Origin of the sequence: Pseudomonas sp. AL03 (genome assembly GCF_029960815.1) — a bacterium.
Lineage (GTDB): Bacteria > Pseudomonadota > Gammaproteobacteria > Pseudomonadales > Pseudomonadaceae > Aquipseudomonas.
The window spans coordinates 1-12499 of record NZ_JASBRE010000029.1; the positions used below are offsets into that span (position 1 = coordinate 1).

Annotated in this window: 13 protein-coding genes and 1 pseudogene; 4 read left to right on the forward strand and 10 right to left on the reverse strand. The window is 57.3% G+C overall.

All coding sequences use genetic code 11. The features are described from left to right. Window positions 1–128 (reverse strand): annotated as a pseudogene (locus QK293_RS22580) (carbon starvation protein CstA); the annotation flags it as partial. Window positions 129–286: 158 nt separating this feature from the next. On the opposite strand from QK293_RS22580, the gene QK293_RS22585 reads away from it, so the two are divergent. Continuing rightward, window positions 287–655: a PilZ domain-containing protein gene (locus QK293_RS22585; RefSeq protein ID WP_282381243.1), complete on the forward strand. Its 369-nt coding sequence runs from the start codon at window positions 287–289 to the stop codon at window positions 653–655. Between the two features lie 18 nt (window positions 656–673). Here QK293_RS22585 and radA read toward each other — a convergent pair whose 3' ends face one another. From radA to QK293_RS22600, 3 genes are read right to left on the reverse strand one after another with little or no spacing between them, the layout of a single operon-like run. Continuing rightward, a complete protein-coding gene (gene radA / locus QK293_RS22590; RefSeq protein ID WP_033054257.1) occupies window positions 674–2041 on the reverse strand; it encodes a DNA repair protein RadA in 1368 nt (455 codons plus the stop codon). A 45-nt stretch (window positions 2042–2086) separates the two neighbouring features. Then, window positions 2087–2641 carry an ankyrin repeat domain-containing protein gene (locus QK293_RS22595; protein WP_282381248.1) on the reverse strand — a complete coding sequence of 185 codons (555 nt, stop codon included), beginning with the start codon at window positions 2639–2641 and terminating at the stop codon, window positions 2087–2089. A 57-nt stretch (window positions 2642–2698) separates the two neighbouring features. Beyond that, window positions 2699–4240: a catalase gene (locus QK293_RS22600; protein ID WP_282381250.1), complete on the reverse strand. Its 1542-nt coding sequence runs from the start codon at window positions 4238–4240 to the stop codon at window positions 2699–2701. A gap of 288 nt (window positions 4241–4528) precedes the next feature. Here QK293_RS22600 and mscL point away from each other — a divergent pair, with 288 nt between their 5' ends. Then, the gene (mscL, locus tag QK293_RS22605; protein WP_282381253.1) at window positions 4529–4942 is read left to right on the forward strand and encodes a large-conductance mechanosensitive channel protein MscL; all 414 of its coding nucleotides are present in this window, start codon (window positions 4529–4531) and stop codon (window positions 4940–4942) included. A gap of 45 nt (window positions 4943–4987) precedes the next feature. Here the strand turns inward: mscL and QK293_RS22610 are convergent, their stop codons facing one another. Next, a complete protein-coding gene (locus QK293_RS22610; RefSeq protein ID WP_282381255.1) occupies window positions 4988–5764 on the reverse strand; it encodes a ferredoxin--NADP reductase in 777 nt (258 codons plus the stop codon). Between the two features lie 346 nt (window positions 5765–6110). Between QK293_RS22610 and QK293_RS22615 the strand changes: the two genes are divergently transcribed. Together QK293_RS22615 and QK293_RS22620 are read left to right on the forward strand one after the other, a co-directional pair. Continuing rightward, window positions 6111–6842, forward strand: coding sequence for a LuxR family transcriptional regulator (locus tag QK293_RS22615; protein ID WP_282381257.1), 732 nt, complete (start codon window positions 6111–6113; stop codon window positions 6840–6842). 179 nt (window positions 6843–7021) lie between these two features. Further along, window positions 7022–8146 (forward strand): class I SAM-dependent methyltransferase, encoded by a 1125-nt coding sequence (locus QK293_RS22620; protein WP_282381259.1) that lies wholly within the window; start codon window positions 7022–7024, stop codon window positions 8144–8146. 78 nt (window positions 8147–8224) lie between these two features. On the opposite strand, the gene QK293_RS22625 is transcribed toward QK293_RS22620, so the two are convergent. The 5 genes from QK293_RS22625 to QK293_RS22645 all read right to left on the reverse strand — a co-directional run bounded on the left by QK293_RS22625 (window position 8225) and on the right by QK293_RS22645 (window position 12468). Beyond that, window positions 8225–8392 carry a DUF2474 domain-containing protein gene (locus tag QK293_RS22625; RefSeq protein ID WP_282381350.1) on the reverse strand — a complete coding sequence of 56 codons (168 nt, stop codon included), beginning with the start codon at window positions 8390–8392 and terminating at the stop codon, window positions 8225–8227. A 57-nt stretch (window positions 8393–8449) separates the two neighbouring features. After that, window positions 8450–9457, reverse strand: coding sequence for a cytochrome d ubiquinol oxidase subunit II (gene cydB / locus QK293_RS22630; RefSeq protein WP_282381261.1), 1008 nt, complete (start codon window positions 9455–9457; stop codon window positions 8450–8452). 3 nt (window positions 9458–9460) lie between these two features. Next, window positions 9461–10900, reverse strand: a complete 1440-nt coding sequence (locus QK293_RS22635) for a cytochrome ubiquinol oxidase subunit I (RefSeq protein WP_282381263.1) — start codon at window positions 10898–10900, stop codon at window positions 9461–9463. A gap of 494 nt (window positions 10901–11394) precedes the next feature. After that, window positions 11395–11946: a DJ-1 family glyoxalase III gene (locus QK293_RS22640; protein ID WP_282381265.1), complete on the reverse strand. Its 552-nt coding sequence runs from the start codon at window positions 11944–11946 to the stop codon at window positions 11395–11397. Window positions 11947–12012: 66 nt separating this feature from the next. Further along, window positions 12013–12468, reverse strand: a complete 456-nt coding sequence (locus QK293_RS22645) for a DUF4879 domain-containing protein (protein WP_282381267.1) — start codon at window positions 12466–12468, stop codon at window positions 12013–12015. Between the last annotated feature and the right edge of the window lie 31 nt (window positions 12469–12499).

A 12499-nucleotide genomic window follows, 5' to 3' on the forward strand; every position in this document is an offset into this window, starting at 1 on the left:
GCGACTACGATCCAGAGGGCGTTGATCGCTTCGCCGCGGCGCAGGGCCACGACACCAAGGGCGCACGCTCCCAGGATTGCCAGCAGCAGCCAGGGCAAGTGGCGTAGCAGGCTATTATTATTTTTCATTTTATGATTCCAGCCAGGGTGGACAAGAAAGACAGCCGTTCGGAGTTTAGCGCTAACGGCCGCAAAGGCCATACCCCGACTTTGGTTGAGCCTTCACTTTGCTGGCAGCCTTTAAGGAAGCGGGTCTATAGTCAGCGAACCTTTTCGAGGATTGCGCCATGAGCGAGCACCCTGCCGATCGCCGCCGTTTCAAACGTATTGCGTTCGATGCCCGAACCGAGCTGAGCCAAGGGGCCTTCATCTGGCCAGTAACGCTGATCGACCTGTCGCTCAAGGGACTGTTAATCGAAAAGCCCGAGCCGTGGCTGGGGAGTCGAGAGCAGGATTTTTCTGTCGACATTCATCTTAGCGATGACATCGAAATCAAGATGGATGTGCATCTGACCCATGATGACCACAGCCAGCTCGGCTTCGTCTGCCGGCATATCAGCCTGGAATCCATTGAATGCCTACGGCGATTGATCGAATTCAACTTGGGTGACCCGAAAGCGCTGGAGCGGGAGCTGGGGGCGCTGATCGAAGTCTGATCAACACCCCCGACCTCATTACTCGAACAACGCGTCCAACGCCTGTTCCAGACGTGTCACAGCAATAATCTGCAACCCCGGCGGCGCCTCTTTCGGCGCATTGCCCTTGGGCACGATGGCGCGTTTGAAGCCGTGCTTGGCGGCTTCTTTCAAGCGTTCCTGGCCGCTTGGCACCGGGCGTACCTCGCCGGAAAGCCCGACTTCGCCGAACACCAGCAGGTCATGGGGCAGTGGCCGGTTGCGCAAACTGGACATGACCGCCGCCATCAGCGCCAGGTCGGATGCCGTTTCCAGCACCTTCACCCCGCCAACCACGTTGAGAAACACGTCCTGATCATGGGTCGGAATGCCACCGTGACGGTGCAGCACCGCCAACAGCATCGCCAGACGATTCTGATCCAGACCCAGCGTTACCCGACGCGGATTGGCAAGGTGGCTATCATCAACCAGCGCCTGGACTTCCACCAGCATCGGCCGCGTCCCTTCCCACGTCGCCATGACCACACTGCCCGGCACTTCTTCCTGCGCACGGGTGAGAAAAATCGCCGACGGGTTAGAGACTTCTTTCAGGCCCTTGTCGGTCATACCGAAAACGCCCAGCTCGTTGACGGCGCCGAAACGGTTTTTCACCGCCCGCAACAAACGCAAGCGCCCATCGGACTCGCCTTCGAAATACAGAACCGTGTCGACCATGTGCTCCAGCACTCGCGGCCCGGCCAATGCACCTTCTTTGGTCACGTGGCCGACCAGGAAAATCGCTGTGCCGCTCTGCTTGGCATAGCGCACCAGCAACGCCGCACTTTCCCGAACCTGCGACACGCCGCCCGGTGCCGATTGCAGCTGCTCGGTGAAGATCGTCTGGATCGAGTCGATCACCATCACCTTGGGTTTTTCCTGTCGGGCCGTGGCGATGATGGTTTCGATGCAGGTTTCGGTCATCACCCGCAGTTGATCCTGAGGCAAGCCGAGACGGCGGGCGCGCATGGCCACTTGCTGCTGGGATTCTTCGCCGGTGACGTACAGTGCCGGCATGACTTTGGCGAGATTGCACAAGGTTTGCAGCAGAATGGTCGATTTGCCGATGCCCGGATCACCGCCGATCAGCACCACCGAGCCGTCTACCAGACCACCACCCAGCACCCGATCGAGCTCGCTGGAGGCGGTGGAAAAACGCGGGATTTCTTCGACGCTGACTTCGGCCAGGGTCCTGATCTGTGCCTGTTGTCCGGTCCAGCCGGTGCGACCGCTGGGTGCTGCGGCGCCTCCACTTTCCACCATGGTTTCGGTCAGCGTGTTCCAGGCCCCGCACTCGCCGCACTGGCCAGCCCACTTGGGGAAGGTTGAGCCGCACTCGGTGCAGCCATACATGCGCTTGGCCTTGGCCATCTGAACTCCCGGCAAAAACCGCGATGATAGCTCAGCTGGCGCGGATCAGCGCGGCGTCGCGGTGCGGATTTCACCGCTGGCCAGACGCGCGGCGCTATTGCCCAGCGGATCCTCGGCGTAAAGGTCCGCCCCCTTGGCTTTGAGCGCGTCGAGCAACTCGACGCGCTTGAACAATCCGGCGTACATCGCTGCGGTTTGCCCGGCACCATTGCGTTGATCGGGGCTGCAATTGGTCGCCAGTAGGGTTCGAGCAATCTGTACTTCGCCCTTGAAAATCGCGCCCATCAGCGCCGTGTTGCCACGAGGGTCCTGAGCACAAGCGTCTGCCCCGGCAGCGAGCAATCGGTCCACCGCCGCACTCTGCCCGTGATAAGCCGCCAGAATCAGTGCGGTGTAGCCCTTGTTATCGTGAGTATCGAGGAAGTATCCAGCCTCGATGAAGGCCTCGAGCATCGGCACATCGCCGCGACGGGCAGCATCGAAGTAGTAGTCCTGCAATTGGGCTTTCAGTGCAGCAGGATCTTTCGTGCCTTGCGTGGCCGGCCCGGCGAGCACGCTGAACGGCAAACACGCCAGAAAAAATGACAGATAAAAACGCATGACAAGGCTCCTTTGCCAGACGGGACCTCGCATGAGGCCCCGCTTCAGGCTGAAAAATCAGTCAACCAGTTTGGCGGCCAGAGCCTTGACCCGGTTCAGATCCCCCTTGGCAACCTCGGTCACCCCGGCCCCGTACTCCGGGTCGGCCTTATAGAGGAAGGACAGCATGATGTGTTTGCTCTCATCATCGGTGGTGACCAGCGAACCACCGAAGCTCTCGATCAGGTCCTTGCGTTCTTTCTTGCTGAAGGAGCGATACAGATCGCCGGCCTGCTTGAAGTTTTGTTCACGCTGAATCTTCACCTGCTGCGTGCTGCCCGACAGCGCCGATTGGCTGTAGCGCGCGGTTTGCAGCTCTTCACGAGGCAGCAATCGGCTTGGCTGGTAATTCACCCCAGTGCTGCTGTGGCCGATATTCATTGCGCCGTCCTGATGGCCGTTGTTTACCGCAGTCTTTGGAGCATTGATCGGCAACTGCATCGCATTGGCCCCCAGACGGTACAGTTGCGTATCGGCATAAGAGAACACGCGCCCCTGCAACAATCGGTCTTCCGAAGGTTCGATACCGGGAACAAGATTGGCCGGAGCCATAGCAACTTGCTCCGTTTCCTGGAAGACATTCGCAGGATTACGATTCAAGACCATTTGTCCAACTTTTCGCTCTGGAACGCCGGGCCAAATCTTGGTTGCATCCAAAGGATCGAAATCAAACTTGTACAAGTCTTGAGGATTTAAAACCTGAATGTACAAGTCCCATTTCGGAAAATCGCCTTTGTTAATATGTGCAACCAAGTCCTTGGTCATATGACTGTAATCTTCACCTTGAATTTTCGTCACGGCTTTCGGGTCGAGATTGTTAATCCCTTGCAAACTGTTCCAGTGAAACTTCACGTAGTGAACTTCACCTTTGGCGTTAATTAACTTATAGGCGTGAACACCATTACCATCCATTTGCCGATAACTGGCCGGTGTACCGGAGTTAGAGTACAACTCGGTCAGGGTGCGAGTCGCCTCCGGAACATGCGAGAAGAAATCGAAACGACGGGCGTCATCGTCAAGGTTGGTACGCGGGTCAGGCTTGAAGGCATGGACCATGTCTGGAAACTTGATGGCGTCACGGATGAAGAAGGTCGGGAAATTGTTGCCGACCAGGTCCCAATTGCCGTCCGCGGTGTAGAACTTGGTGGCAAAACCGCGAGGGTCACGCAGGGTTTCCGGTGAATGGTTGCCGTGGACCACCGCCGAAAAGCGTACAAACACCGGAGTGTTCTGGCCAGCGGCGAACACCTTGGCCTTGGTCAGATCAGTCAGGTCGTCAGTCACGCTGAAGGTGCCATGGGCACCCGTACCGCGGGCATGCACCACTCGCTCAGGAATGCGTTCACGGTCAAAGCGCTGGAGCTTCTGGATCAATTGCACGTCTTGCAGCAACACCGGGCCGGTCGCGCCGGCGGTTTGCGAGTTCTGGTTGTCGCCCACCGCAGCACCGTTATCGCGGGTCAGGGTTGCTGCGTTGACGGAGAAAGACAGCAGACTGGCGGTCAAAACGCCAAGGGTGCGCCGACGGGGAAAAGCCCCAAGGCCAATGGTCAAATTCATTTCAGGTTCCTCTGTTTTTTAAGGCGCAATCCAAGTGCGCTTATCAGAGGCTAGAGGTCGAAGTCGCAGAACATAAATAGAAAGAACGTAATGCGATGATTTAGAATTTTATGTGGATAATCAGGTGGCTAACGTGTATTAAACGTGCGCGACTGATGGCACTTTGTCAACTAATTACCGGCAAACGTGTCGATAACACCGAGCATTGTAAGAAGGTGTTTCGAGCAAGACCCGTTTAGCTGATTTACACTGCGCTCACCAACCTCATCTGTAACAAGGAAATAACCTATGGGCGTGATAACTGAGTTCAAGGCCTTCGCGGTCAAAGGTAACGTGGTCGACATGGCCGTCGGCATCATCATCGGTGCCGCCTTCGGCAAGATCGTTTCATCGTTTGTCGGCGATGTGGTGATGCCACCCATCGGCCTGCTGATCGGAGGGGTGGATTTCAGCGACCTGGCCATTACGCTCAAGGCAGCCAACGGCGATATCCCGGCGGTAATGGTGGCGTACGGTAAATTCATCCAGAGCATGATTGACTTCATCATCGTCGCCTTCGCGATCTTCATGGGCGTAAAAGCCATCAACCGTTTGAAACGCGAAGAGGCCGTTGCGCCAACGCTGCCGCCGGTTCCGAGCAAAGAAGAGGAGCTGTTGGAAGAGATCCGCGATCTGCTTAAGGCCCAGAACAATCGGCCCTGAACGCTTTTGTAAAACAAGAATCGGCGCCCTCGAGGCGCCGTTTTTTTACCAGTAGTTTTCCACCGCCACTTGCCCGGGGCGTCGGCTGAGGCTCAAGTGCATGTGGCGCTGTTTGAGCAATTTACGCGTGTCATCAATCATTTGCGGATTGCCGCAGAGCATGACCCTGGAATGCTCGGCCGTCAGCGCCAAGCCTGCCGCCCGCTCCAGCTCGCCACTTTCGATCAGCGTCGTTATCCGGCCACTCAGGGCCCCAGGATGCTCCTCGCGAGTGACGGTAGTGATGAACCGCAGCTTGTGCGCAAACTCCGCTAAGTAGTCGCGCTGCGCCAACCCGCTGATAAGCTCCTGATAAGCCAACTCCCGGGCTTCGCGCACACTGTAGACCAGGATAATTCGTTCGAATTTCTTCCAGACCTCGAAGTCCTGCAGGATCGACAGAAACGGCGCCAGACCAGTGCCTGTGGATAACAACCAAAGGTCACGGCCATCGACGAAGCGATCAAGCGTCAGGTAACCAAAGGCCTGGCGTTCGACCAGCAGCGTATCGCCGACGCCCAGCCGACTCAGCTCACTCGTGAACTCCCCCCCTGGCACCACAATGGAAAAGAACTCGAGGAATTCGTCATAGGGCGACGACACCATGGAGTAGGCGCGCCATACCGTGCTGCCGTCAGCCTTGGTAACGCCCAACCGGGCGAATTGCCCGGCACGAAAACGAAAACCCGGATCCCGGGTGGTGCGCAGGGTGAACAGGCTGGGGGTCAACGGCTGGACGTTGAGCAAGGTCTGGCGAGTGAACTTTTCTGCACTGGCGGTCATGGGGTGCTCCATTCAACAGATAGCCACAGTGTCCCGCAAAGCGAGTGGCTTAAACACCGATGATTTGTAGTGGCTTTAGCCAGGTACGCTCACCCTCAAAAACTTCATATAGACGATCTAATACTAACCGCTCAGATAACTCACAATTACAAAGCCAATTATATTAAGCCCGACATCCCGCTATCCAGGCTCATGCTGCTAAACGTTAGAACCAGAGACTATTTTAAAGAACGTCAGTAACGCAAAATATTCTCAACGCGCACGTAGGAATTATCCTACACTCGGCTCGTACATAAATTGGATCCAAAAAAACACCCCCGGGTAATTCCACAAATGGAGAAACAAGATGGAGAGGTGGAAGGAATCACAGCTCAACCAATTATCGTGTGCAACGGAGATTGATACTGCCTACAGGATTTCACTTGGATTCGCGAAAAATATAGGGTTTAAATTTTTCGCCTTTTCAACGACATACCAAATAAAAACTGACGAGTTTAAGACTGTTCAGCTCAATTACTACCCTACAGACTGGAACATTGAATATGAACAAAAAAACTTCGGCGCGATAGATCCGGTATTGGCTCATTGCAATCACTCCAGACTACCGGTCCTTTGGAGTGAAGAACTTTTTTCCAAGACCCCGTGGATATGGGACGCGCTTGAGCAACGAGGATTGCAGCACGGTTGGTCACAATCGTTCCATGACGAGGAAAACGGTCATTGCAGCATTCTGAGCCTGGCGAGAAGCCATTGCCCGATAACGGCATTTGAGCTGTACGAAAATCTCGGTTTTTCAATGTTCATTGGGCACCATCTCCACACGTTAATCGCGCAGACACTGCCCAAGAAAGCGGTGAAGCCCTCCGCACCGCATTTGACCCCCCGCGAAATCGACGTATTGAAACTGGCGGCTGTGGGTAAGACTGCGTATGAGAGTGCCAGAATCCTTAATCTCAGCGCACGCACGGTCAATTTCCATGTGCAAAGCGCGATTCTGAAACTGGGAGTCAATAACAAAATTTCGGCAGTGCTCGCCGCAACCAAGTGCGGCTCTCTCAACAGCAGCGCTATAGGTTGATCATAAAAACCTGCAAGTAATCCAAATGAAAAAAACGTACCATTTGCGGTTCCCCCTGAGTGATGACGTGTAAAACTACACGCTGCAGTCCACTCGGACGGTCCCGCCCGCTACAACGCCTCAGGGCTGCGGGACATCTCTATTGAATACCCCCGTTGATTACCCAGAGCCCCCGCCCAATGCCCTTGCTCGAAACCCCCTTCGCCCGACTCGACCTGATCCGCCAGCCCGACCAGCAGAACGAACCGCTGCAGGCGTTTGATGCCGCAGACGAATACCTGCTCAATCATTTGGCTGACCAACAGCCCTCGGCCGACACTCGGGTTTTGGTGCTCAACGACAGTTTTGGCGCATTGGCCGCCAGCCTGGTGGGCAAGGTTCAAGTGACCAGCAGCGGCGACTCGTTCCTGGCCTTTCAGGGGCTGGAAAAGAATCTCATCCGTAACGGCCAGGCGTTTGATGCGGTGCCGAGCGTACCGGCCAGCGAAGCCTTTTCGGGCCCTTTTGACCGGGTACTGATCCGGATCCCGAAAACCCTCGCCTTGCTGGAAGAGCAATTGATTCGCTTGCAGGGACAACTCGCGCCGGGTGCTCAGGTGATTGCTGCCGCAATGATCAAGCATTTACCCCGAGCCGCGGGCGATCTGCTGGCGCGCTACATCGGCCCGGTGCAAGCCTCGTTGGCGGTGAAGAAGGCTCGGCTATTGATCGCGACCGCTGAAGTCAAAGCGCCCGTCGTGTCCCCCTACCCGACCCGTTATCGACTCGACACGCCTGAGATCGAACTGGTCAATCACGCCAATGTGTTCTGCCGCGAAGGGCTGGATATCGGCACGCGAGCGTTTTTGCCGCACCTGCCAAAGAACCTCGGCTCGGCGCGGGTCGCCGACCTCGGTTGCGGTAACGGGGTTTTGGCCATCGCCAGCGCTTTGCAAAACCCTGAGGCCCATTACACGATGGTGGACGAATCGTTCATGGCCGTGCAATCGGCCGCCGAAAACTGGCGCACGGCGCTCGGTGACCGGGAAGTGGTTGTACGTGCCGACGATGGATTGGCGGGTCAGGAACCTCAGTCCCTGGACGTGGTGCTGTGCAATCCACCGTTTCACCAACAACAAGTCGTCGGCGACTTCCTGGCCTGGCGCATGTTCCAGCAGGCCCGAGAGGCACTGGTGGTGGGCGGCGCGTTGTACATCGTCGGCAACCGGCATCTGGGTTATCACAGCAAGCTCGCGCGGTTGTTCCGCGGCGTCGAGCAAGTGGCGGCCACACCCAAGTTCGTGATCCTTAAAGCCCGCAAATGACGGGTAAAAAAAACCCTCCATCGGGAGGGTTGTAAATCCGTGCCGCAAGGTAACGGAATGGGATCAGGTGTCCAAAAATCAGTGGGTCGTCAGGCCCGCGGCATTCATGAACAGGCGCATCAGGCTGGCCACGATGAGCAGCGCCACAACGCTGCCGGTCCAGATCATCGCCAGCCAACCGAGTCGCTGCCAGAGCGGCTTTTTCTCTGCTGCTTCGATTTCCTGCAAGGAATGTTTACCCGCCATCATCGCAATCTCCTCTGAAAGGGCGCAGGTATCAGCACTGCGCCGCTGTCGCGTGTTCTAGTGGTAACCATCTTCGTGGGTGACCTTGCCGCGGAACACGTAGTAGCTCCAGAAGGTGTAACCCAGGATGAATGGGATGATGAACAACGTGCCCACCAGCATGAAGCCCTGACTTTGCGGCGGTGCGGCGGCGTCCCAGATCGAGATCGACGGCGGCACGATGTTTGGCCACAAGCTGATGCCCAGGCCGCTGTAGCCGAGGAAGATCAGCACCAGGGTCAGCAGGAATGGCGTGTAGTGCGCATTGCGAGCCACCGCGCGGATCAAGCCGTACATGGTCACCAGCACCAGAATCGGCACCGGCAGGAACCAGAACAGATTCGGCAGGGTAAACCAGCGAGACGCGATGTCGGCGTGGGCCAGGGGAGTCCAGATGCTGACGATACCGATCACCGCCAGCACCACGAAGGCCAGTGGTCGTGCCAGGTCATGCATCTGTTCCTGCAACTTGCCTTCGGTCTTCATGATCAGCCAAGTGCAGCCAAGCAGCGCGTAAGCCACCACCAGCGCTGCGCCACAGAACATTGTGAACGGCGTGAACCAGTCCAGTGAGCCGCCGGCAAACTGACGGTTGACCACTGGAAATCCATCGATGAACGCCCCCAATGCCACGCCCTGGAAGAAGGTGGCGGCGATTGAGCCACCGATGAACGCCTTGTCCCAGAGATGGCGCTTGTCGTCCTTGGCCTTGAAGCGGAACTCGAAGGCCACACCGCGGAAGATCAGCCCGATCAGCATAAAAATCAGCGGCAGGTACAACGCCGAGAGCACCACCGAATACGCCAGCGGGAAGGCACCGAACAACGCTGCGCCGCCCAGTACCAGCCAGGTTTCGTTACCGTCCCAGACCGGCGCGACGGTGTTCATCATGACGTCACGATCAGCCTTGCCCTTGATGAACGGGAAGAGAATCCCGATGCCCAGGTCGAAGCCGTCCATTACCACGTACATCATGATGCCGAAGATGATGATCACGGCCCAGATCAGCGGAAGATCAATACCCATGATTCAAATCTCCTTGGTCAGGCTGGGGCTGTGATCACCGTCACCGTTGTCATCGGCGGCGGACAGCGGACGGGCCGGCGTGCGTTTCTGGCCAGGACCACCATCGTTGGTTTCCTTGCCTTCGTCGATCTTCGGCCCTTTGCGCACCAGGCGCATCATGTAACCCAGACCGGCACCGAACAGCGCGAAATAGACCACGACAAACATGATCAACGTGATGCTCATCTGCATGAAGCTGTGATTGGAAGATGCATCCGCGGTGCGCATCAGGCCGTAGACCACCCACGGCTGACGGCCGATTTCAGTGGTGAACCAACCGGCGAGGATCGCAATCAGGCCGGACGGGCCCATCCATAACGCCAGGTACAGGAACGGCCGCGAGGTATAGAGCTTGTCGCTCTTGCGCAGCCACAGGCTCCACAGACCAGTGAAGATCATCAGAAGGCCCAAGCCGACCATGATCCGGAACGACCAGAAAACGATGGTCGAATTCGGCCGGTCTTCAGGCGGGAAGTCCTTGAGCGCCGGCACCTGCTTGTCCAGCGAGTGCGTGAGGATCAGGCTGCCCAGGTACGGAATCTCGACGGCGAATCTGGTTTTCTCGGCTTTCATGTCCGGCCAGCCGAACAGGATCAGCGGAGTCGGTTCATCACCGACGTTTTCCCAGTGGCCTTCAATCGCGGCGATTTTCGCTGGCTGATGCTCAAGCGTATTCAGCCCGTGGAAGTCTCCGATGACGGCCTGAATCGGCGCCACGATCAACGCCATCCACATGGCCATCGAGAGCATGGTGCGGATCGCCGGGTTGTCCTTGCCGCGCAGCAAATGCCAGGCCGCCGAGGAACCGACGAAGAAGGCGGTCGCAACGAACGCCGCCGTCGACATGTGCAACAGGCGGTAAGGAAATGACGGATTGAAGATCACCGCCAGCCAGTCCACCGGAATGACCTGGCCATTGACGATTTCGTAGCCCTGCGGGGTCTGCATCCAGCTGTTGGAGGCAAGAATCCAGAAGGTCGAGATCAGCGTGCCGATGGCCACCATCACCGTGGCGAAGAAGTGCAGATTGCGCCCGACCTTGTTCCAACCGAACAGCATGACGCCGAGGAAACCGGCTTCGAGGAAGAAAGCGGTGAGTACTTCGTACGTCAGCAACGGCCCGGTCACCGAGCCGGCGAAGTCCGAGAAGCGGCTCCAGTTGGTGCCGAACTGATAGGCCATGACGAGCCCGGAGACCACGCCCATGCCGAAGTTGACGGCAAAGATCTTCGACCAGAAGTGGTACAGATCGCGGTACGTGTCGTTATGGGTTTTCAGCCACAGGCCTTCGAGCACCGCCAGGTAACTCGCCAGGCCAATGGTGATGGCGGGAAATAGAATGTGAAACGAAATGGTGAACGCGAACTGAATCCGGGCAAGATCAAGTGCCTCCAAACCGAACATAAGTCTTCCTCTGTCAGGTAATACCGGCTGAAGGCTTGTGGCCTACACCCACTGCCCCCACGGATATGGAGTGTGGCGAATTTGAATTCGTTCTTTTTTTACAAACATCACAACGTAGGGAGTCTGGCCAGCTGGCCTGCGGATCATTTCCACGAGCGTTCTTGATCTGGATCAAGCAACGTTAAAAGAGTAGTCCCATTTTTGACGATGGACGGTGTGGTCTTTTGCCGCGTGACAGGTTGCCTCACCGATGGGGGCCAGGCATATCGGTGTCTAGCTAACGAAATTTCCGAGCGCTGCAACTTTTGGTTACAGCTTGGTGATGGGCGGTCAAGCCGGATTCAAACTCGCCCAACTGTCGGGGCGCTGCTGATGTCGCTGTACCTGGCGAGATTTGCCGTGGAGCGTTCGTGTGCCGGTGGAAGAAGTGAAGGCCTGAAGCAGTTGTCGATCAATCTATCATCGAACCCATTGCCGTCCACGCCTGACACGCTCTAAACCACCAACTCCCCCGCCACCGCCGCTCGCGTGGCCTTACCGCAGAGTTGTTCCACCAGCGTCAGGGCGAACGGCAACACCGCCCCTGAACCCTGCGCGGTGATGCAGTTGCCATCGACCACCACCGGTTGATCGACGAAGTTGCACCCCAACAGTTGATGGCTGGCCGATGGCAGGCAGGTCATGCGCCGCTGACGCAGTACGCCAAAGGCTTGCAACGCCAGCGCCGGGGCCTCGGCGATGCCGGCGAACAGGCGTCCGGCCGCGGCCTGATCCTTGATCAATTGTTGCAGGGGTTGATGGGCCGCCAGATGTTGCGCCCCCACGGCACCGCCGGGCAGGACAATCAGGTCGAACGGCTGGGCCAGCACGTCCACCAGCATCGCGTCGGACGTCACTCGGGTGCCGCGCGCGCAGGTGAGCATGCGCCGCCGCTCGATGCTGGCCACCACCAGTTCAACCTTGGCGCGGCGCAACACATCAATCAGGGTCACTGATTGCAGGTCATCGATGCCCTCGGCGAGGGTAATCAGAGCTCTAAAGGTCATGGGCGCAGTCCACAGGATGATCTTTAAAGCGTAGTCAGCTTTCCTGCCCCTTGTTCGAACCCGCCGTTACTTGATGTAAAGCTGCGTCGACAGCGTATTGCCTGGCGCGTTGATCGACGTGTTGCTGAAGGTGAAAGTACCTTCCTGCTTACCGGCCAGATCGAAGACATACAAATAGCCGACGGTTTTTTTCCCGACGGTGCACTCAGTCAGGTTGCCATTATCAAAAGCACAGACCGGGGTTCGCGTGCCGTTCACCTCAAAACCATCCAGCCCGACATGCGCGCTGCGACCGTAACCGACTTCCAGCACGTAGACCTTGATGTTCGGTCCGCTGTGATTGCAGCGGGTTTGCTCTTGCCCCTGCGCGATGTCTTCAAAGCCGCAGCCCGGCGACTCGACCTTGAGTACCTTCACCTGACTCAACGGCGCCGCCGATGCAGCCGAGGCGGTGTGTGCCCCCAGGAACAAGGCGATCGACACTGCGCATACGGCAATCAGACGTCTATTCATGCAATACATAAGTACCCCCAAAACCAGCGCGCAGTATGGC